The organism is Bacillus sp. FSL R5-0439 (assembly GCF_038008805.1).
GTDB classification, from domain to species: Bacteria; Bacillota; Bacilli; order Bacillales; family Bacillaceae; genus Bacillus; species Bacillus safensis.
On record NZ_JBBOZW010000001.1, the window covers coordinates 1745028 to 1764583 of the forward strand.

The following is a 19556-nucleotide window of genomic DNA, read 5'->3' on the forward strand; positions in this document are numbered from 1 at the left end:
TTCAGCTCTTTTTGCTTATTTTCCAAATGTTTTGGCGAAAATGTAATCATACATATATGGAGGTGAGTGGAATGAGAAGAAGAAAACGACGCACATTTGAAGAGCTTGTGCTTGAAAATAAAAAAGAATTATTAAGCAATGAGGAATTTTTAAACCAGCTCGAAGAAAAGTTGGAAGAACGATTTAGACAAAAATAAGTCATGAATTATCCGTTTTCGTTCATCCTAAAGGAGAGGGAGGGATGAATAATGGGTAGAGAGCATGATAAACAAGCGCAGTTTACACCAGACCATTTAGGGACAAAACCTGTAGCATACAAACGGAATAAAGGTAAAAAGATGCATAATAAATCAAATGAACAGCCAGATGTGATACAGACAAAGGGCGAATAAGGAGGGGAATCATCATGAATAACGAGTCATATCAATCCAATCCAGATGATCGATCTGATAATGTTGAAAAGCTGCAAGATATGATCGAGAACACACTTGACAATATCGATGAATCTGAAGCAGCGATATCCGTTTCGACTGAGACAGAAAAGCAAATGATCAAACAAAAAAACGAAAACCGCAAAATGAGTATTGACGCGATGCGTTCTGAGATCAAGGACGAAGAAGCAGCAAGAAAGAATGGCTATACTGAATAAACCAGGGATTCCTGGTTTATTTTATTGCCTCTTTTTAGAAGAACCATTTGGAATGTGGTAAAATGGCAGAGACAGACCTTAGGTTTTGATAGGAGAGCGATGAAAACGTGTATGTATCCAAAAAAGAAATAGAAGTCCGTTATGCAGAAACAGATCAAATGGGCATCGTATATCATGCCAATTATTTAATCTGGATGGAAGTCGGCAGAACAGCATTGATTAAAGAATTAGGGTTTTCCTATGCGCAGCTAGAAGCAGACGGTGCTCTTGCACCTGTTATAGACTTGCAGGTTCAATATAAAAAACCATTGCTGTATGGTGAAACAGCAACCGTTCATACATGGATTGAAGAATATAATGGTGTCAAAACGGTGTATGGCTATGAAATTCAAAAACCTGATGGACAAACAGCGATTACAGGGACAACCTCACATATTTGTGTAGATAAAGACACCTTTAGACCTATTCAATTTAGAAAAGCCTTTCCTGCTTGGCATAAAGTATATGAACAGTCGAAGAAGCAGGTTTAATTTATGGCTTTTGGTATTAAACGAAGCGATTTAAACGCTTGGAAAACAGCTGTCCAGGAAGGAAAAGTTGCTTTTTTAACACACTACTGGCTCGATGACCGTTTTCCAAATGCCAATACCGTCACAAAAGCAGCCTGTCAGGATATGAAGCGGTTAGTTGAGTGGGGAGAAAGACATGGACTAAAAAAAGAATGGATTCATGACCGGGAAGGGTTTCCTCATTTTGACTTGATCGGTGAGCCGCAAAAAAGAATTCTGCAAAAGGAACGGTCTTTAGGAAACATTCAAGAGTATGGGCTGTATATTGAAGTGTAAAACAAAAAAGATACCCGAGGGATGAGGTATCTTTTTTGTTTATTCATAATGAAATTCTGGTTCTTTCACGGACTCGTTATAATCAATATGCAGATCATGGTTGTCAAAGTACCAAATATCACTTTCCTCAATAAAGAAAGTAATACCTTCTATTTCAGCAGTTGCGCCGGCATTTTGAGGTTCATCTTTTGCGACGCCGAGAGAAAAGCCTTTTTGAACATTACTGCACCCGCCATATCTCACAAAAAAGCGAACTTGATCACCTTTTTCTAAATCTAATTCATCCTTGTACCAATTGAGTGCATCTTCTTTTATTGTTAATTTCAATGTGATCGCCCCTTTTTGAAGTCATGCTGTTTTTAAAATGCAGGATGCAAAAACAGCTTTTCTTTACTTTTACCACATATTTAAATGGATGAAACGGCTAGAGCCATTTGATTTTCGGTTCAGTTTTGTTGAGAATTCGTTTGAGGTTGGCGATGTGTCTGTAAATCACAAAGCCAGCAAGAACGGCAACAACAATGATTAAGAATAGGTCTTTGGTGAATATGCTGTAAATGAATGTATAGATCCCAGTCAGCATAGATGATAGTGAAACATATTTACTAATGTATAAAAATAAGAAAAAAGCAGCGATCATCGTGATAAATAGGAATGGGGCGTAAAATAGCAGCACACCGCCTGATGTAGCGACTGCCTTTCCCCCTTTAAATTTTGCAAAGACAGGAAAGCTGTGACCGATAACAGCAGCAACTCCTGCTAATAAGGGATGGATGTCCAGCTGCATGAAAAACGGTAAAGCTGAAGCAAGCGTCCCTTTTAGGATATCAGCAGTAATCACAATAGACCCTGCTTTTACGCCAAGTGTACGAAATGCATTCGTCGCACCCAGGTTTCCGCTGCCATGTTCACGGATATCGATACCCTTTGCAGCTTTCCCGACAATGAGACCGGATGGAATACTGCCGAGAAGATAAGCCAAAATAAACATCAAAGCAATTAACATCTGCATAACTCCTTTATATTCTCCCTCTTGTCTTACATTTTAACATGATCTTGTGAAAAACATGGGGAACTTTTTTTGAAAAAATCCAAAGCAGATGGATTCAGCTTTGTTTTTAAGCAGAAATTCGCTAAAATAGAGGAAAAGGAGTGTCTTGATGAACAATCCTACGAAAGAAGAAATCGGCCGTATATTAAAGAGCAGTAAACGAATTGCTGTTGTTGGATTATCAGATCAGCCGCACCGGACGTCTTATATGGTGTCTAAAGCGATGCAGGATGCCGGGTATGAGATTATCCCAGTGAATCCAACGATCGATGAAGCACTCGGTGTGAAAGCAGTCGCTTCTTTAAAAGACATAAAAGAGCCTGTTGATATCGTCAATGTCTTTAGACGTTCAGAGTTTTTGCCAGAGGTGGCAGAAGAGTTTCTCCAAATAGACGCACCTGTTTTTTGGGCGCAGCAAGGCATATATCACGATGAAGCGAAAAGGCTGATTGAGGAAAATGGCAAGGTCGCCATCATGGATTTATGTATCAAGGTGGCTCATGCGTTGACAAAAACTCATTAATTCGTCAAAAATCCTTGGTTTTTCAAGGATTTTTGCTTTTTTGTTGCAGAAATATATTTGCGATTCTAGAAGAAAGCGATAAAATAAGGCGACAGGGACATATCGGCGGCCTTGCATATCGAGAAAAAGAGCGATAAGATAAATATAGAACATTTGTTCTGTTTTGCTAAAACCATCATATGATTGCATTTGGCTTATGAAACAGTCTTGTTTATAATGGACTTCTAGTTCTGATTGCAGAATGTAGAATGATTCTCATAGCTGTGCAAAAGAGCATGTATTGGTCAATCCCACATGCATGGTGATGATGCAGCTTATTAAAGTGGACAGTAATGAGCAGCATGATCATCATTAAAATCTAGAGAGATCATTTGATGATTAGCCGGTTATGTTTGTTAGTGAAAGGGGATTAAGCATTTGGTTAAAAAGCAGCAAGTAGATTATAACGATGATTCTATTCAGGTGCTAGAGGGGCTTGAAGCGGTCCGTAAACGTCCAGGGATGTATATTGGATCTACGGATTCCCGCGGTCTTCATCACCTTGTCTATGAGATTGTAGACAACTCTGTCGATGAAGTGCTCGCTGGCCATGGAGATCATATCATTGTCAAAATACATAAAGATAACAGCATTTCCGTCCAAGATAAAGGGCGAGGAATGCCTACTGGTATGCATAAGCTTGGAAAACCGACACCTGAGATCATTTTAACGGTCCTGCACGCAGGCGGAAAATTTGGTCAAGGTGGATATAAAACAAGTGGTGGACTTCACGGAGTTGGGGCATCGGTTGTGAACGCGCTGTCAGAATGGCTTACTGTCACGATTGAACGGGACGGATTTATTTATCATCAGCGCTTTGAAAACGGCGGTAAACCTGTCACATCACTTGAAAAAGTCGGAAAATCGAAAAAAACGGGAACACTAATTCATTTTAAGCCGGACCCAACCATGTTCAGTGTTACGACCTATAATTTCGATACATTATCAGAGCGTTTAAGAGAATCTGCCTTTTTATTAAAAGGATTAAAAATAGAGCTGATCGATGAACGGCATGATGTACAAGAAACGTTTTATTATGAGACAGGCATTGAAGCCTTTGTTGCTTATCTAAATGAAGAAAAAGATGTTCTAAGTGAAGTCGTCTCATTTGAAGGAGAGCATCAGTCCATTGAAGTAGATTTTGCTTTTCAATTTAACGATGGCTACTCGGAGAATATCCTTTCCTTTGTCAATAACGTCAGAACAAAAGATGGCGGAACACATGAGTCTGGCGCCAAAACGGCCATGACGAGAGCCTTTAACGAATATGCACGCAAAGTGGCCCTTTTAAAAGAAAAAGACAAAAATTTAGAAGGCACTGATATTCGCGAAGGACTGTCTGCTATTATTTCTGTCAGAATTCCTGAAGAGCTGCTTCAATTTGAAGGGCAGACAAAAGGAAAGCTTGGGACAAGTGAGGCTCGTTCAGCTGTTGATGCTGTTATTTCTGAAAAACTTGCGTATTTCCTTGAAGAAAACCGGGAAACAGCCACTCTTCTTGTGAAAAAAGCGATTAAAGCGCAGCAGGCAAGAGAAGCTGCTAGAAAAGCCCGTGAAGAAGCGAGGAGCGGCAAGAAGCGGAAAAAGTCTGAAGCAACGCTGAGCGGAAAATTAACACCTGCCCAATCTAGAAACCCAGCAAGAAACGAACTATATCTAGTAGAGGGTGACTCAGCGGGCGGGTCAGCAAAACAGGGACGTGACCGTAAATTCCAAGCGGTGCTGCCTCTGCGCGGAAAGGTCATCAATACTGAAAAAGCAAAGCTTGCTGATATTTTCAAAAACGAAGAAATCAACACCATTATTCATGCAATTGGTGGAGGCGTCGGTGTCGATTTTAATGTGGAAGACATCAATTATGACAAAATCGTCATCATGACAGATGCGGATACGGATGGAGCGCATATTCAAGTGCTTCTCTTAACATTCTTCTACCGCTATATGAAGCCGCTGATTGAGCATGGCAAAGTGTTTATTGCACTTCCGCCTTTATATAAAGTCAGCAAAGGCTCAGGAAAAAAAGAGATTATTGAGTACGCATGGTCTGATGAAGAAATGGATGACGTATTGAAGAAAGTTGGAAAAGGGTACACGATTCAGCGCTACAAAGGGTTAGGTGAAATGAATGCCGACCAGCTATGGGAAACGACAATGAATCCAGAATCGAGAACACTTGTCAGGGTCAAAATTGATGATGCTGCACGTGTGGAACGACGCGTCACAACTCTAATGGGTGACAAAGTTGAACCACGCCGTAAATGGATTGAAAAGAATGTCGCCTTTGGACTTGATGAGGAAAGCAACATTCTTGAAAATGAAAACTTGTCGCTAGCTGAGGAGGTTTAAACATGGCACAACAAGAACGATTTCATGATTTACCATTAGAAGAAGTAATCGGCGACCGGTTTGGGCGCTATAGTAAATATATTATCCAAGACCGTGCGCTTCCAGATGCACGTGATGGTCTAAAACCCGTACAACGAAGAATTTTATATGCGATGTACGCAGAAGGAAATACGCAGGATAAAAACTTCCGTAAAGCCGCTAAAACAGTCGGTAACGTGATTGGTAACTACCATCCGCACGGGGACTCATCTGTTTATGAAGCGATGGTAAGAATGAGTCAGGAATGGAAAGTACGAAATGTGCTGATTGAGATGCACGGAAATAACGGGAGTATTGATGGAGATCCGCCTGCTGCCATGCGTTATACGGAAGCAAGACTGTCTGCCATTGCTTCGGAGCTTTTAAAGGACCTAGACAAGGAAACGGTCGAATTTGTTGCAAACTTTGATGATACAAGCAAAGAGCCAGTTGTATTACCAGCAATGTTCCCAAATCTTCTCGTGAATGGATCAACAGGGATTTCAGCTGGTTATGCGACAGATATCCCGCCGCATCATCTTGGAGAGGTCATTGATGGCGTCATTAAGCGAATTGAACAGCCGCATTGTACGGTTGAGGATTTAATGACAGTCATCAAAGGGCCGGATTTCCCAACGGGCGGTATCATTCAAGGTGTAGACGGTATTAAGAAAGCGTATGAAACAGGAAAAGGGAAGATCATGATTCGCGGAAAAGCGGAGATTGAAACCATCCGCGGCGGACGCCAGCAAATCGTGATCACAGAAATTCCTTACGAAGTGAATAAAGCCAACCTTGTCAAAAAGATGGACGAGTTCCGAATTGAAAGAAAAGTAGAAGGTATTTCAGAGGTCCGAGATGAAACAGACCGTACTGGGCTTCGAATCGTAGTAGAGCTGAAAAAAGAAGTAGATGCAAATGGTGTGCTGAATTTCTTATATAAAAACTCAGATCTGCAAATCCCGTATAACTTTAATATGGTAGCGATACATAATCGAAGACCTACCTTAATGACGCTCACAACTGTACTAGATGCATATATTGCCCATCAAAAAGAAGTGGTGACGAACCGCTCAGCGTACGAGCTTCGAAAAGCGAAGGAACGCCACCATATTGTCGACGGTTTAATTAAGGCACTTTCCATCTTAGATGAAGTCATTGCCACAATCCGCTCCTCTAATGATAAGCGAGATGCCAAGAACAACTTGATGGCGAAATATGATTTTACAGAAGCACAATCAGAAGCGATTGTTTCACTCCAGTTATATCGTTTAACGAATACAGATATTACGCAATTAAGAGACGAAGCAAGAGAGCTTGATGTGCGCATCGCAGAGCTTGAAGACATTTTAGCGAACGAGAAAAAGCTACTGAAGGTCATTACAAACAGCCTGAAAAAGCTCAAAAAGACATATGCTGATGAGAGAAGATCCGTCATTGAGGAAAAAATCGAAGAAATTAAGATTAACCTTGAAGTGATGATCGCATCAGAGGATGTTTACGTGACAGTCACGAAAGATGGTTACATTAAACGAACAAGCCAGCGCTCTTATGCTGCCTCTAACGGTAAAGACTTTGGCATGAAAGATACTGACCGTTTGATTCATCAGTTTGAAATGAATACAACGGATGTTCTTCTGCTGTTTACTAATAAAGGAAGCTACATTTATTGTCCTGTTCACCAGCTGCCAGATATACGCTGGAAAGACATGGGGCAGCATATTACAAACATCATTTCAATTGATCGCGAGGAATCAATCCAAAAAGCCATTCCAATAAAAGAATTTGATGAAACGTCATATCTTTTATTCTTTACGAAAGGTGGAATGGTGAAGAAAACAGAGCTTCTTCAATATAAAGCGCAGCGTTATTCGAAACCGCTTGTCGCCTTGAATCTAAAAGGTGACGATGAACTCGTAGATGTTCATGTCACAACAGGACAGCAGGAATTGTTTATTGCAACGAAAAATGGTTACGGTTTATGGTTTGATGAAGAAGAAGTAAGTGTTGTTGGACCGAGAGCGGCAGGTGTCAAAGGAATCAACTTGAAGGAAGGGGACGAGGTAGTCTCTGGCCAGATCATTGATCCGAAGAACGATGTCCTTGTGCTCACAACACAAAGAGGGGCTGTAAAGCGAATGAACCTCTCTGAATTTGATAAAACATCAAGAGCGAAACGCGGAGTTCTTATGCTGAGAGAGTTAAAGAAAAACCCGCACCGTATTGTGGCTGTGATCGCTGCAGCGCTGCACGATACACTTGAGATAGATACCGAAAAAGGCACAACAATTCCACTAGATATTTCTACTTTAAGAGCGAATGACCGCTATAGCAATGGGTCATTTATTGTAGATGAGGAAGAGCAGGGAGAAGTGACTCATGTCCTTCTGACTCCTGAACGTGCACCAGATGACAATAAATAAGCAAACGAAAACCCCCTGCGATTGGCAGGGGGTTTCTTTTTATATACAGGTCAATTAGCTCTCGTGGTTGCCAAACATGCTTGTAATGGCGTGCACTACTTCAATTCCTTGGTAAACGAAAAGAGAAAGTGAAGTGACAGAGAATAGACCTAGAATGAAAATTCTTAAGAAAAATAACATCGTGTAAAACCTCCCAATTTTTGTTTTGATTTAGATGGTTGGGTTAAACACGAGCTTGTCGGAAATAAGAAGATTGATAGAACACTGCAAGTAAATGCTTCTTTTTCCGGTCAAATCGATCAGTATGAGTGATGCGCGCAAATCCAGCTGTCATACTGCCAATAATCAGCAGTGCTGTAAATGCGGCAAATACTGCGCTCACATGTTTTTGTTTCTTTTCATCGCCCATTGTCTGGACGATTTTCATTTCATGTGATTCTTGATCGGCAACCACCTTCGCATGATGGTATACCTGAACGGAATGAGGCATTGAGAACAAATGAAAACTTGCAAGTGCTATACATAAAACACCTAATTTTAATAGCATATTTTTTTTCATTTTTCTCACCCCTTCCTGGTTATTTTCATGATCTTACCACGTTTTCAGTTATTTGAAAAGTCTTATTTTTTTACTTTCCCTCTTTAAAAAAACGATAAACATCAGGACATCTATAGGACTGTTTCACTTCATGAAAGGTTTCAATTTTATTTTTTAAATTTAAAAAAAGTGCCATGATCAAGGATCAGACACGTTTAGTGAGCTTGTAATGAATGTGGTTTTGCTACAGCTTTAGTAAAGATTCCTGCAATACATATGGCAAATAGAACAAAGATAAAGGCATGAAGCAGTCCAACTTGATTAGCAAGCAGCCCTAAAATAGGAGGGCCGGAAAGGGAGGCTGTGTAACCAGATAAGGTCACAATACTGACGCGTTTGACAGCGTACCGGCTATCATCGCCAGCTGCAGAAATGGTCAGCGGAAAGCCTAAAGATGCGCCAAGTCCCCATAAAAAGATCGATATCATACATACAACAAGTGAAATCTTTAAAATGACTAAGAATAGTCCGGCAGCTGCTGATAAAATGGCCACTCTTAGCAATAACACTCTGCCAAAGCGATCAATCAATCGTCCGCTGATCAGTCTGCCGCTAATCATGCCGCACAAAAACAAAGCATAGATGACCGTACTCATGGAATGTGAAACTTGATAGCCATCCACCATTGCAAGTGGAATCCAATCATTGGCCGAGCCTTCGACAAACGCAAGACATAAGGCAATCATCGCAAGAGATATCGTACGTTTGTTCAGCCATGCTGTTTGAGCAGGCTCAACTGTATCTGACTGCTTCTCATGCTGATCTTTTCCTGTCCCATGCGGGATAAACCGTGTACAAATCAATATGCTGAGGAAGAATAGAAGGGCAATAACGAGAAGGTGTATCAATACAGAAACCCCTAGATGGATAAAAAGAATACCAGCACCTGCTCCAATTAACGTCCCAATGCTAAAGGAAGCGTGCAATATAGGCAGAATGGTTTTCTTGATGCTGTACTCAATCTCTGTTCCTTCTAAGTTCATCGCTACATTACACATGCCAGAGCCTGCTCCAAAAAGAAAAAGACCAGAAGTGACGACAAAGATAGAAGAGAGCGTGGAACCAATGGCAAGAGTAGTGAATCCAAGGAACATCAAAAAAGCACTGATCACAATCGCCAATCGGCCGCCTTTTTTGCGGACGAATACATTTGAAAGAACAAGCCCAACAATTGAGCCAACAGATAAACCGAGTAAAATAAGTCCCATTGTTCCTGTGTTTGCTTGTAATAAATCTCTAACTTCCGGTGTCCGCGAAAACCATGTAGAAATGGAGATTCCAGACATCGTAAAGATCACAATAATTGCTTTATACCACTTTAATTCCATCTAATCCCTCACATTTAAAGATATATATGTTATTGAACAAATCTACTCGATTATAAATGAGACTTGCTGATTCGTAAATAACAGGAGGGAGGAACGTAATGAAAAAATGTTAGTCAAAAGAAATTTCTATTGGTGAGAGGTGAAATTGATGGATACACAATGATTAATGAGCATGTTTCAAGTGTAATGTTGGACTAGATGTTTTGACACATATTAGAACGAAAAAAGCATTGATTTGGTAAACACACAATCGAACATCAACTGGAGCTATAATGAACGCTTGATACAAAGCTCATAGCATCTGGCGTTGTTGTGACAAAAACGTTGCAGCGAAATGTTTATGGCCATGAAATCGTCAGAATATCATCAAAGCATTTAGATGAATCAATTTAAAATTGATTTTTTCTTTTTTGTCTCAATAAGATAAGTATACTTAGTTTTGAGACAAAGGAAATTCGTTTGTTGTTTAACTTCCTAGAATATATATTATGTAAACTAATAAATGAGAATACATCGATCGATATTTAATTTCACAACCTCTACCACCTTTTCAATAAATTAGATTGGTCGTAAAGGTTGTGCCTTTCCTTATTGGCTGCAACAGTTAATTAAATACTTTGGGCTATTTCGTTTAAAAATACTTTCCTCTTTTCATCTGTTGTTAAGTTAACTCTCGAAAAATGAATCCATTGGGTGTCTTCATTTTTAAGTCCCAAGTCAGCAAGAGTTCTGTTAATAAAAACGCCTTGAATTGCATTCCCGCCTTCAGATTCTATATAATCCTTATCTGTTGTAGATGTTGAGATCACAGTTGTTTTTTTAATATTTGTCAATAAACCTTTTAAAGCCCCAGTGTTTTTATCTTCTAAGAATGCGAAACCTCTTAACATGACTTTATCAATAAATCCTTTTAAAATTGCAGGTAAATCCCACCACCAGACAGGAAATATAAATATTAATTCAGTTGCCTGACTTAATTTCTTTTGATAATCCTTAACTAATTGATAAGGTGTTTCGCCTTTAATAAAATACTTCAATTCTTCAGCTGAAAAAACGGGATTAAACCCATCTTTATATAAATCGATCACTTGAAATGGTTCTCTCTTTGTTTCTAGATTTTCTGTAATGGAGGTTAAAATGGCATGATTATAGCTTCCGTCCCAAGGATGTGCATAGACAATCGTTTTCATTATTCATTCACCCTTTTTTGTTATTTTCATCATATTTTGATGTACATTCATTTTATTGTATGCTATAACGTACTACAAGTACGGTAATTAAAGTGCGATACTAACCTAAAGGAGAGTGTGAAATGACGAAAGAATCCTTTCCAGCTAATGTTGACCTAAAAGAAACTGGATTTGGGTACACTTTATCTTTAATTGGTGGGAAATATAAGATGACGGTACTGTATGCTTTATATGCAAACAATGGTCCTATTCGCTATAATCAGTTAAAACGAATGCTCGGGACTATCTCTTTTAAAACATTAACCAATACACTAAAAGAACTTGAAGCGGATCAATTAATTAATCGTAAAGAATATCCTCAAGTGCCTCCAAAAGTAGAATATAGTTTATCGGAAAAGGGATTATCATTGATACCTGTATTAGATGCAATTTGTTATTGGGGAGAAGAACAAATGAAAAAATAGTTAGAAGTTGAGTGAAATTGTACTTTTGGGCAAAAGAGATTGTGCATTCAGGCAAGAAAAAGAGCATCTCTCTTGAGATACTCTTAGAATGATAATGAAACAACTATTTTTCGACCTCTTCCTATATAAATCCCAATACCTCATTTTGTTCATGCGCTAGTTCCATACCTTCTGCTAGATAGAGAGCGTTCATTTTATCTATGTCATCATCTACTAGCCAATGGCGGATCAGTTGACGCAATCTCGCAGCAACGGTCTGACAAACCTCTGGTGATAAGTAACTATCAGAATCGGATTGTTCCAGCAATGGGATGATGTCATCTTTCAAGTTGTATTCTACGGCTTATTTTGACTTAATCCCTGCCCCGCAAAGAGGTATGACGATGGTTTCTTTTGATTCCTTTTTATATTTCAAGTAGCCGGCAAAATTGACTGCAGAGGTCACTTCCACATAAAATCCTTTCTCACTTAGTTTAGAGCGTGCATTCAATATCTCATTTTCTTCAATATCTATAAATGTACCATTGGTATCTTGTACAGCTTCTAGAATTTGTTTGGAGCGCGCCGGGGCAGCGATGGCTATCCCTTCTGCTAAGGTCCCTGTATTCGTAACAAGCGATGCTGATTCCTCCCCGTTTTGATAAGCTTTCACAAGAGGTGCACAGTTTTTCGCTTGTATGGCAATGATTTTCGGTGTTTTATGAATCAAACCATTTTCAAATAACTCTTTAAAGCCATAATATGCTCCTAGAAGGAGAGTGCCGTTTCCAACCGGAATGATTACAGCATCTGGTGCTCCATTTATTTGTTCATAGATTTCATATGCGTATGTTTTTGTTCCCTCAAAAAAATAAGGATGATACACATGGCTTGCATAAAAAACGTTTTCGTCGTCTACTGCTTTTTGGGCTGCAGCGGCAATGTCCTCGCGTGTACCACGAATTTCTTTAATCGTTGCTCCATGGGCTTTTATTTGAGCGACCTTTTTAGGTGAAGTTTCATCGCTTAAATAGATGTCACATGCAATCTCGCAACGAGCTGCATAAGCGGCAATCGCTGTTCCTGCATTCCCGCTGCTATCCGCAATGACTTTTGATACCCCTAATTCCTTTGCCTTTGTCATTAAAACGGCAGCTCCTCGATCTTTAAAGGAGAGTGTAGGCATCATATAGTCAACTTTTACATAAGTATTTGGCTCATTCGGATCTAAAAGGATTAACGGAGTTTGACCTTCACCCATTGTCACAGATTCCCAAGTCTTAGAACCCTTTGAAAATGGCATGGTTTCTACATAACGCCATAATGAGTTTGGATAGTGATCCCAAGCCGCTATATCTATTTTAGGGGTATCTTTCACCAGGTTTAATACTCCGTTACAATCACATTTCCATAGAGTTGGTGTCATCTCATACTTTTTCCCGCAATCGTTACAAATCAATTGATTCATCGATCATCATCCCCTTCGAATAAGAATAATTTTTTATACGAATTATACTTTTTTATATATCATAAGCAAAAAAATATTCTAAATATAAGAAATAGCATCAATTTCAATTTTGAAACCGAAATGTAATTCATTCGTTGGTACAACAGTACGTGCTGGTTGGTGTTCACCGAAAAATTCAGTGTAAACCGCATCTACCTTGTCCCATAGTTCAATATCAGAAATGTATAATGTCATACGCAAAATTTTTTCTTTTTTACTTCCAGCCGCTTCTACAATCATCTCGACATTTTTAAGCGCTTGTAATGTCTCTTCTTCAATGGGACCGAATTCTTTTTCTCTCGTTTCAGGATTGATGGCAAATTGTCCTGAAACATAGACCGTGTTTTGATGAACGGTTGCGAATGCATAGTGTCCGTTGGCTTTTAGATTCCCTACCTCAAAGATGCTTTTCATTTCGTTTCCCCTTCATTCGATTTATGTTTGATCTCATCCAAATAGCTATAGACGGTGACTTTAGAAATACCTAACATAGATGCGACCTTCTCAACTGAACCTTTCATTAAAAAAATTCCCTTTTCATCCATAAACCTTATTAATTCAATTTTTTCATGGCGTTTCATGACTGGGTGAACACTGTTTTCAATGATCTGTTGAATCAATTGATCTACGATTTCTTCCACATTTTCAAGATCATCATTTGTTGTTGTTTCATTCTCTTGAACTTCAACTTTTGTAGAAAGAAAAGTATCCATAAATTGCTGCATTTGATTCAATGCTTCAACATCAAAATTGATACAGAATGCACCAATTACCTTTTGCTCGGAATCACGAATTAATGAAGTCGAAGAACGAATGGTACGGTTGTCTTCGGTTTTAAATGTATACCCAGCGAGATAATCTTCTTTAAAATCTTCTGATTGTAAAACAGTCTTTACCAGATGATCAAATGATTGACCGATTTTTCTTCCCGTCACATGATGATTGACTGTAAACATGACTGATGCTTGAGGGTTCGTTAAATCATGAATCACGACTTCACAATTTGGTCCAAACATTTTTGCAGTAGATTTTGCTAAAGGAATATAGCTCTGTAATAAATTCTTTATATGTTCCATGTCTAAGCACCTCATTTGTTTATTCCACTAGATTATATAATTTTTTATATGAAAAAACAATATATAGATTTTTTTATACGTTTTGAAAAAGTGGAGAAAATATAAAAAAGCAGCCATTGACTGCTTTTTTTGCTCCTTTCTAATTGATTTTTTGCTGGATCCCAGACAAAATGACGTCAATTCCCCACCTGAACCGTTCCATTAATACGGTATCACCTGCAAATATTTCTTCTTTCAGACTATGGATGAAAGGAAACCGCGTTTTGTCTGCATCATGAAATGTTTTTTTTGTATCTGAAATCTGCGAAGAGCCGTGTTTCTTCCAAGAGACCTTTTCGTATGCTACGGAAGATACGTATAACAGTAAAAGGTCTACTCCCCATGCAGCGGATGTAGATTTGATTCCGCCTTTATGCAGTGTAGCGAGAAGATGTTCGGTCAACTGTAAAAAGTTCGTTCCTTGCGGGATGGTGGAAAGAGAAATTTCAGCAAGACCAGGCTTTTCGTATAGCAGCAGGAAATAAGTATGCAATATGTCAAATAACTGTTCTTTCCATGTGCCACCCGCTGAATTTGGGTAAACCATTTGGCCGAGACCATAATCCAATACGTAAGCACTTAGTTCTTGAAAATTGTTCACGTAGACATACAAGGATGCAGGTCCTGTATCTAATGCTTTAGCCACTTTACGCATACTCATGCCCTCTAACCCTTGCTCCTTAAGAAGGTCAAAGGCAGTTTTCACAATGAGTTCACGGCTTAAGGGCTCTTTAGCCGGCTGAGACCGACGACTGATAATACGACGATTTGAATTGTTCATACTCTCTTTATAACATGTCAAAGTCAAATAGTAAATTGAGCATCAATCTCCGTTTTCTTGAAAAGAATTCATCATATCTGCAAGCTTGACCGCAGCGTTTTTTGAAAAACACAGTTTTAAACTTTTCTCCGATTCATGAGCTTTCTCCGATGAATATTGGTACATCATGTCTTCGTATTGTTCTATAGCCTTTTCGATATGATGAGGATTTCGGACAATCGCAAGTGCGAGTTCCATTGCATCAAACATCGCCATGTTTACGCCCTCCCCTGCGAATGGCGACATGACATGAGCTGCATCACCGATAAGCGTTACTCCTTTTTGGCGGTTCCATTTAAAACCGACAGGAAGCGTATAAATCCGTCTTGGAATGATGGCATCTTCTGCATAACGAATATAATTTTTCAGCTGATCGTCCCAATCACTAAATAACTCTAATAATTGTTCTTTTGCTTCTTTCGCTTGATGAAAAGGAATACCACAAGCCTCAATCCAGTTACGTTCTACCATAAGGCTTGCATACACTTTTATTCGTCCATCCCCGTTTAACTGACCAATCAGTCCTTTGTGGTCTGCTAAAGCAAACATCTTCCCGCGTTTATTAAATGCAGCTAAATCAGGGTGATTCACCTCTACGTTGAGGATATTCAGTTCCAGCATCGTGAGTCCGGCGTATTCAATATCAATATCTGTTAACAGAGGACGCACACGAGAAAAAGCACCATCTGCTCCAATTAAAAGATCAACTGTCTCGACAACTCCGTTTTCAAAATGAAGCTCCGTCATGCCGTTTTCTAGTGAAACGCAACTTTCTAGTTTATAACCATATTTGATGTTCTCAGCATTAATTTGATCTAACAGCAGTTCGCACAAAACACCACGGTCAATTTCTGGGCGGGTGCCTTTTTGATCTGGTTCCGTTTCTTCATCTAAATAAATTTTTCCTGACTTATCAAGTAATCGGAAATCTTCTCCTTCATAGCGGGCGTTCCTTTGAAATTCCTCATAAATTCCCGCTTCTTTTAAAGCTTTTTGGCCTGTTTCTTCGTGAATATCCAGTGAGCCCCCTCTTTCAAGACTCTTGTCATGCACCTCTCGTTCATAAATGGTTGTTTGTATACCGTAATTTTGCAGTATTAAGGCGAGCGTTAGCCCCCCAGGTCCTCCTCCAATGATAGCGATTTGCTTTTGATCCTTAGATAATGCCGTCATCGTATGCATCTCCTCTTCTTTATGAAAATCGTTTAAAGCCACATCTCATTTATATTATAACGAACACCGTTCGTTAAGAACAGTGTTCGTTTAAAAAAGTTTATTTTACGAGTGCTTTAATGAAAAGAAAGCACTCGCCCGTCACCATATGATACACTCCAAATATGAAACTTTTCGATTGTTTTCATTCTGAGTGTAAGAGGTGTTTCTATGAATAAATTACTAGCAATGTTGATATTAGGATTGAGCTTTAGTGGTGCCGCTCTCATTCTTTCTGTCCCTTTGTTATTCAAGTCCAAACTAGAACAATCTGAGCTCGTGTTTGCTGCTGGATCAGCGGGCGCTTTTGCAGTATTTGCTGTCTCATGCTTAGTTCTTCGAAAACAATTCAATCGCTAAAAAACCTAAACATCATCCACCATTAGAATAGTGGAGATTTGTTTAGGTTTTGTGACTTACCTTGATATGAACTTAAAGAATGTGGTACAAGCTGATCCCAATACTAAGAGCGAATAACACAAGTGCCGGGATTGCTTTTTTAAAGGGATCTTTGGCCAATACGATCAGAGTAAATGCAGCTGCCAGCATCGTGCCTCCTAACAATAAGCCTGATAATATTGCGATTGTTGGCATCCATATGCCAATTAGCATTCCAGCTGCGCCTATGAGCTCAAAGGCTCCGGTTAAAACATTAAAAAAAGCAGGTAAACCAAATCGTTTGAACTCTTCTGCCATTTTCCCTGATATAATTTTCGATCCTGTTACAAAAAAGAAAGCGGCCAATATCATTTGAAGAATAAGTATGAAAATCGTGATCACATCTTTCTAAGTTATTTGACTGAAACACTCAAGTCCAAATGGACAAAATTTCAGCTGATACAATTTATATGTCATAGCATATATCGGACATAAACAGTTCGTTACAGATTAGACATTTCAAGATTCATAGTGTGAATGAAATAATTTGTTTAGAAGTAATTTTAATTGTTGAATCTCTTCATCGTTTAATTGCTTTGTCACCGTTTGATGTGCATCCATGACGACAGGAAGAATGGCCTTTTTGACCTCGTCCCCTTTTTCCGTTAAAAGCAGGTGATGTGAGCGCCTGTCTTGTTCATTATAGATCTTTTTGACAAGCCCTTTTCGTTCCATAGACTGGATCATTCTGACGACAGTGGTTTGATTTTTATCAATTCCTTCTGCCAATTCTTTTTGAGTTGTCCCCTTTTCACTACTCAGGATGCTAATAATACTCCATTGTTCAGGCGTGACGCCATAAGGCTTTAACCTGTTCGTAAAATAATTTGTCATTTTGAGATCGGTACGATGAACGAGATAACCTATTAAATCTTGTAAATCCATATAAACACCCTCTATGAAATTTATATGCTATAGCATTTATATTAGTGGAGCATTTGAAAATTGTCAAATCATCCATCTGCTTGCTTAAAATCAATCCCTGACAAGATATATGGCACTGCTGATTTGATAAACTCCTCTGAGGATAAGTGCGAACTATTTTTTCTCCACTCAACAGAAGCTCCGTGAATTCCCCAACTTAAAAAAACAGCTGTGACCTTCAGAATTTGCTTTTCGACATTTGTATATTGATTGATTAACAATTGATAAAAAATAATTTCAAGCTGCTCCCTCACAATAGGAGCAAGTTCAGTTTCATATTCTACTTGGCAGCGGTTATGCAGAGATTGTTGGAAATTCGTTAGTGCTTTAAAAATATTGATAATCGTATCTTCATCTAGTTTACGATGATTGAAATTTATACTTTCTAAATTAATCGATAATACTTCTGATAGTGTTTTATCCAGCAAATCGTATTTATCCTCAAAATGATAATAAAACGTCGCGCGGTTGATCATGGCTTCTGCCGTGACATCTTTGATCGTAATATCCTTAAATTCCTTTTTCGATGAAAGTTTAATAAATGACTCCATGATTAACTTACGCGTTCTTAGGACCCGAGGGTCTGTCTTTGGCTGTGGCATCTTATCCCTCCTCCTTTTTCAACACATCTATCAATCTGTTGGATAAACAACAAATTGAAGAAATTATTGGTGTTGGTCTCACTCATTGTGTCTTAAGATTTAATTGTAAAGTAAATCATTGCTTGATTCAAACAAACTGATAGGCAATAGCGTTCCTACAAAATTTAAGGAGGTAAATGAAATTGAAAAACAATGAGATGTTTTGTGATATAGAAACAGGTGTATGTGGTGTAGGTGAAGAAGAGGATATTCAGGTCATTGATTTTCAGCAACCTAAAAAAACAATAACGCTCTATTATGTAACAGATCCGATTTGTTCGCATTGCTGGGCAATTGAACCTGTGCTGCGTCGATTTAAAGAGCAATATGGACATTATTTTCATTTCCAGACTGTGTTGGGTGGACTGTTAGAGAAATGGCATGGCGGTCCAATTGATCCTGCAAACGGAATTTACAAACCTGCTGATGTGGCTGGTCACTGGAGAGAGGTTGGTGAACATTCCCGCATGCCAATTGATGGGTCCTTAATGATTGACAATCCTGTTCAATCTTCCTACCCGCCCTCTCGCGTGTTCAAAGTGATTCAAAAACATCATGATGATGCACTAGCCTATACTTTTTTACGCCGTGCGAGAGAAGCGCTATTTGCATTCAATCAAAATATATCGGATATCACGGTGTTAATTGACATCGTCAACGATCTTGGACTTAACGGAGAAGTGATTGTACATGAAGCGGAGCTGCCAAGCGGCCAGGAATTATTAAATCAAGATTTTACTCTAGTTCGAGACCTTGGTGCTCGAGGTTTCCCAACGATCATCTTCGTCAACGAAGAAAATAAAGGAGTCAAAATCACGGGTGGCCGCTCATTTGAAGTCTATGTTGAAGGATTAAAGCAAGCTTTAAACACTGAAGAACTTGAACCGAAAAAACGCCCAGCTGTTTCTACCCTGCTCGAAAAAGAAAAACTTCTATTTTCTAAAGAAATTGAAGTGATGTACGATGTTGACCAATCAGATGTACGGTCTTTTATGAAGAAAGAACTTCCGCAGCAGCAGTATCAAATGAAAGAAGTGCTGGGGGAACTGTATTTTACAACTTCAACATAAGGAGAATGACGATGGCACATTTATTACAGGTGGATTTTAAGATGAAAGGCCCTTTCGGTGATGAAATGGCAAAAGAGTTTTCTGATTTAGCGAAAAGTATAAATGAGGAAGACGGATTCATATGGAAAATATGGACGGAGAATCCGGAGAAGAATGAGGCTGGCGGAATCTACTTATTCGAAACAAAAGAAGCAGCTGAGAACTATCTTGAGATGCATTTTAAAAGAATCACTAGCTTTGGAATAACAGACATCAACGCTAAAATCTTTAACATAAATGCTCATCTTACTCATATCACAAAAGGTCCATTAAAAACTCATCAAGGTTGACACACGAAAAAAAGAGCGGCTGATGGCTGCTCTTTTTTTCGTGTGAT

26 protein-coding genes are annotated in these 19556 nt (G+C 38.9%); 12 read left to right on the plus strand and 14 right to left on the minus strand.

The window, feature by feature from the left end:
- Positions 1-71 precede the first annotated feature (71 nt).
- The 5 genes from NST59_RS08810 to NST59_RS08830 all read left to right on the plus strand — a co-directional run bounded on the left by NST59_RS08810 (position 72) and on the right by NST59_RS08830 (position 1494).
- Positions 72-197 carry an FbpB family small basic protein gene (locus NST59_RS08810; protein WP_003211002.1) on the plus strand — a complete coding sequence of 42 codons (126 nt, stop codon included), beginning with the start codon at positions 72-74 and terminating at the stop codon, positions 195-197.
- A 51-nt stretch (positions 198-248) separates the two neighbouring features.
- Positions 249-392, plus strand: a complete 144-nt coding sequence (locus NST59_RS08815; RefSeq protein WP_008357830.1) for an acid-soluble spore protein N — start codon at positions 249-251, stop codon at positions 390-392.
- Positions 393-406: 14 nt separating this feature from the next.
- Complete coding sequence (tlp, locus tag NST59_RS08820; protein ID WP_064498512.1) at positions 407-649, plus strand: small acid-soluble spore protein Tlp; 243 nt, start codon at positions 407-409, stop codon at positions 647-649.
- Between the two features lie 107 nt (positions 650-756).
- On the plus strand, positions 757-1179 hold the full coding sequence (locus tag NST59_RS08825) for an acyl-CoA thioesterase (RefSeq protein WP_024425143.1): 423 nt from the start codon (positions 757-759) through the stop codon (positions 1177-1179).
- A 3-nt stretch (positions 1180-1182) separates the two neighbouring features.
- Positions 1183-1494, plus strand: a complete 312-nt coding sequence (locus NST59_RS08830) for a hypothetical protein (protein ID WP_039178934.1) — start codon at positions 1183-1185, stop codon at positions 1492-1494.
- A gap of 39 nt (positions 1495-1533) precedes the next feature.
- Here the strand turns inward: NST59_RS08830 and NST59_RS08835 are convergent, their stop codons facing one another.
- Positions 1534-1821: a HesB/YadR/YfhF family protein gene (locus NST59_RS08835; protein ID WP_024425145.1), complete on the minus strand. Its 288-nt coding sequence runs from the start codon at positions 1819-1821 to the stop codon at positions 1534-1536.
- Positions 1822-1918: 97 nt separating this feature from the next.
- On the minus strand, positions 1919-2500 hold the full coding sequence (gene plsY / locus NST59_RS08840; RefSeq protein WP_024425146.1) for a glycerol-3-phosphate 1-O-acyltransferase PlsY: 582 nt from the start codon (positions 2498-2500) through the stop codon (positions 1919-1921).
- 154 nt (positions 2501-2654) lie between these two features.
- Between plsY and NST59_RS08845 the strand changes: the two genes are divergently transcribed.
- From NST59_RS08845 to parC, 3 genes are all read left to right on the plus strand, one after another.
- Entirely contained in the window at positions 2655-3068 is a 414-nt protein-coding gene (locus NST59_RS08845) for a CoA-binding protein (protein WP_039178937.1), read from the plus strand.
- Between the two features lie 417 nt (positions 3069-3485).
- Positions 3486-5453, plus strand: a complete 1968-nt coding sequence (parE, locus tag NST59_RS08850; protein ID WP_039178939.1) for a DNA topoisomerase IV subunit B — start codon at positions 3486-3488, stop codon at positions 5451-5453.
- A gap of 2 nt (positions 5454-5455) precedes the next feature.
- Positions 5456-7894: a DNA topoisomerase IV subunit A gene (parC, locus tag NST59_RS08855; protein WP_151284323.1), complete on the plus strand. Its 2439-nt coding sequence runs from the start codon at positions 5456-5458 to the stop codon at positions 7892-7894.
- Between the two features lie 54 nt (positions 7895-7948).
- Here parC and NST59_RS08860 read toward each other — a convergent pair whose 3' ends face one another.
- From NST59_RS08860 to NST59_RS08875, 4 genes are all read right to left on the minus strand, one after another.
- The gene (locus NST59_RS08860) at positions 7949-8074 is read right to left on the minus strand and encodes a hypothetical protein (protein ID WP_254966705.1); all 126 of its coding nucleotides are present in this window, start codon (positions 8072-8074) and stop codon (positions 7949-7951) included.
- Positions 8075-8117: 43 nt separating this feature from the next.
- A complete protein-coding gene (locus NST59_RS08865; RefSeq protein WP_039178946.1) occupies positions 8118-8453 on the minus strand; it encodes a hypothetical protein in 336 nt (111 codons plus the stop codon).
- Between the two features lie 194 nt (positions 8454-8647).
- On the minus strand, positions 8648-9820 hold the full coding sequence (locus tag NST59_RS08870) for an MFS transporter (protein ID WP_059375375.1): 1173 nt from the start codon (positions 9818-9820) through the stop codon (positions 8648-8650).
- A gap of 608 nt (positions 9821-10428) precedes the next feature.
- A complete protein-coding gene (locus NST59_RS08875; RefSeq protein ID WP_144494777.1) occupies positions 10429-11010 on the minus strand; it encodes an NAD(P)H-dependent oxidoreductase in 582 nt (193 codons plus the stop codon).
- A 122-nt stretch (positions 11011-11132) separates the two neighbouring features.
- Between NST59_RS08875 and NST59_RS08880 the strand changes: the two genes are divergently transcribed.
- Positions 11133-11474 (plus strand): winged helix-turn-helix transcriptional regulator, encoded by a 342-nt coding sequence (locus NST59_RS08880; RefSeq protein WP_126681907.1) that lies wholly within the window; start codon positions 11133-11135, stop codon positions 11472-11474.
- A gap of 343 nt (positions 11475-11817) precedes the next feature.
- On the opposite strand, the gene NST59_RS08885 is transcribed toward NST59_RS08880, so the two are convergent.
- The 5 genes from NST59_RS08885 to NST59_RS08905 form a co-directional block, all read right to left on the minus strand.
- On the minus strand, positions 11818-12921 hold the full coding sequence (locus tag NST59_RS08885) for a threonine synthase (RefSeq protein WP_144490462.1): 1104 nt from the start codon (positions 12919-12921) through the stop codon (positions 11818-11820).
- 78 nt (positions 12922-12999) lie between these two features.
- Positions 13000-13374: a RidA family protein gene (locus NST59_RS08890; RefSeq protein WP_039178961.1), complete on the minus strand. Its 375-nt coding sequence runs from the start codon at positions 13372-13374 to the stop codon at positions 13000-13002.
- Complete coding sequence (locus tag NST59_RS08895; protein ID WP_099663305.1) at positions 13371-14036, minus strand: helix-turn-helix transcriptional regulator; 666 nt, start codon at positions 14034-14036, stop codon at positions 13371-13373. Before NST59_RS08895 ends, NST59_RS08890 begins: the two co-directional genes overlap by 4 nt.
- A gap of 139 nt (positions 14037-14175) precedes the next feature.
- Positions 14176-14856 carry a TetR/AcrR family transcriptional regulator gene (locus NST59_RS08900; RefSeq protein ID WP_341040563.1) on the minus strand — a complete coding sequence of 227 codons (681 nt, stop codon included), beginning with the start codon at positions 14854-14856 and terminating at the stop codon, positions 14176-14178.
- Between the two features lie 42 nt (positions 14857-14898).
- Positions 14899-16068, minus strand: coding sequence for an FAD-dependent oxidoreductase (locus NST59_RS08905; protein WP_247544118.1), 1170 nt, complete (start codon positions 16066-16068; stop codon positions 14899-14901).
- Positions 16069-16278: 210 nt separating this feature from the next.
- Here NST59_RS08905 and NST59_RS08910 point away from each other — a divergent pair, with 210 nt between their 5' ends.
- Entirely contained in the window at positions 16279-16467 is a 189-nt protein-coding gene (locus tag NST59_RS08910) for a hypothetical protein (protein ID WP_039178972.1), read from the plus strand.
- Positions 16468-16539: 72 nt separating this feature from the next.
- Here NST59_RS08910 and NST59_RS08915 read toward each other — a convergent pair whose 3' ends face one another.
- From NST59_RS08915 to NST59_RS08925, 3 genes are all read right to left on the minus strand, one after another.
- A complete protein-coding gene (locus NST59_RS08915; protein ID WP_260563222.1) occupies positions 16540-16887 on the minus strand; it encodes a DoxX family protein in 348 nt (115 codons plus the stop codon).
- 117 nt (positions 16888-17004) lie between these two features.
- Entirely contained in the window at positions 17005-17430 is a 426-nt protein-coding gene (locus NST59_RS08920; RefSeq protein ID WP_041085171.1) for a MarR family winged helix-turn-helix transcriptional regulator, read from the minus strand.
- Positions 17431-17498: 68 nt separating this feature from the next.
- Positions 17499-18071 (minus strand): TetR/AcrR family transcriptional regulator, encoded by a 573-nt coding sequence (locus NST59_RS08925; protein ID WP_058838659.1) that lies wholly within the window; start codon positions 18069-18071, stop codon positions 17499-17501.
- A gap of 182 nt (positions 18072-18253) precedes the next feature.
- Here NST59_RS08925 and NST59_RS08930 point away from each other — a divergent pair, with 182 nt between their 5' ends.
- Together NST59_RS08930 and NST59_RS08935 are read left to right on the plus strand one after the other, a co-directional pair.
- Complete coding sequence (locus NST59_RS08930; RefSeq protein WP_058838658.1) at positions 18254-19180, plus strand: DsbA family protein; 927 nt, start codon at positions 18254-18256, stop codon at positions 19178-19180.
- A gap of 11 nt (positions 19181-19191) precedes the next feature.
- Positions 19192-19509 (plus strand): monooxygenase, encoded by a 318-nt coding sequence (locus tag NST59_RS08935; RefSeq protein ID WP_064498521.1) that lies wholly within the window; start codon positions 19192-19194, stop codon positions 19507-19509.
- Positions 19510-19556: the final 47 nt, after the last annotated feature.

Excerpts from the sequence above, each read along its gene's own strand:
- NST59_RS08810 (WP_003211002.1), top strand. The coding sequence starts at position 72 with ATGAGAAGAAGAAAACGACGCACATTTGAAGAGCTTGTGCTTGAAAAT.
- NST59_RS08815 (WP_008357830.1), top strand. The coding sequence starts at position 249 with ATGGGTAGAGAGCATGATAAACAAGCGCAGTTTACACCAGACCATTTA.
- tlp (WP_064498512.1), top strand. The coding sequence starts at position 407 with ATGAATAACGAGTCATATCAATCCAATCCAGATGATCGATCTGATAAT.
- NST59_RS08830 (WP_039178934.1), top strand. The coding sequence starts at position 1,183 with ATGGCTTTTGGTATTAAACGAAGCGATTTAAACGCTTGGAAAACAGCT.
- plsY (WP_024425146.1), bottom strand. The coding sequence starts at position 2,500 with ATGTTAATTGCTTTGATGTTTATTTTGGCTTATCTTCTCGGCAGTATT.
- NST59_RS08845 (WP_039178937.1), top strand. The coding sequence starts at position 2,655 with ATGAACAATCCTACGAAAGAAGAAATCGGCCGTATATTAAAGAGCAGT.
- parC (WP_151284323.1), top strand. The coding sequence starts at position 5,456 with ATGGCACAACAAGAACGATTTCATGATTTACCATTAGAAGAAGTAATC.
- NST59_RS08860 (WP_254966705.1), bottom strand. The coding sequence starts at position 8,074 with ATGTTATTTTTCTTAAGAATTTTCATTCTAGGTCTATTCTCTGTCACT.
- NST59_RS08865 (WP_039178946.1), bottom strand. The coding sequence starts at position 8,453 with ATGAAAAAAAATATGCTATTAAAATTAGGTGTTTTATGTATAGCACTT.
- NST59_RS08870 (WP_059375375.1), bottom strand. The coding sequence starts at position 9,820 with ATGGAATTAAAGTGGTATAAAGCAATTATTGTGATCTTTACGATGTCT.
- NST59_RS08875 (WP_144494777.1), bottom strand. The coding sequence starts at position 11,010 with ATGAAAACGATTGTCTATGCACATCCTTGGGACGGAAGCTATAATCAT.
- NST59_RS08880 (WP_126681907.1), top strand. The coding sequence starts at position 11,133 with ATGACGAAAGAATCCTTTCCAGCTAATGTTGACCTAAAAGAAACTGGA.
- NST59_RS08885 (WP_144490462.1), bottom strand. The coding sequence starts at position 12,921 with ATGAATCAATTGATTTGTAACGATTGCGGGAAAAAGTATGAGATGACA.
- NST59_RS08890 (WP_039178961.1), bottom strand. The coding sequence starts at position 13,374 with ATGAAAAGCATCTTTGAGGTAGGGAATCTAAAAGCCAACGGACACTAT.
- NST59_RS08895 (WP_099663305.1), bottom strand. The coding sequence starts at position 14,036 with ATGGAACATATAAAGAATTTATTACAGAGCTATATTCCTTTAGCAAAA.
- NST59_RS08900 (WP_341040563.1), bottom strand. The coding sequence starts at position 14,856 with ATGAACAATTCAAATCGTCGTATTATCAGTCGTCGGTCTCAGCCGGCT.
- NST59_RS08905 (WP_247544118.1), bottom strand. The coding sequence starts at position 16,068 with ATGACGGCATTATCTAAGGATCAAAAGCAAATCGCTATCATTGGAGGA.
- NST59_RS08910 (WP_039178972.1), top strand. The coding sequence starts at position 16,279 with ATGAATAAATTACTAGCAATGTTGATATTAGGATTGAGCTTTAGTGGT.
- NST59_RS08920 (WP_041085171.1), bottom strand. The coding sequence starts at position 17,430 with ATGGATTTACAAGATTTAATAGGTTATCTCGTTCATCGTACCGATCTC.
- NST59_RS08925 (WP_058838659.1), bottom strand. The coding sequence starts at position 18,071 with ATGCCACAGCCAAAGACAGACCCTCGGGTCCTAAGAACGCGTAAGTTA.
- NST59_RS08935 (WP_064498521.1), top strand. The coding sequence starts at position 19,192 with ATGGCACATTTATTACAGGTGGATTTTAAGATGAAAGGCCCTTTCGGT.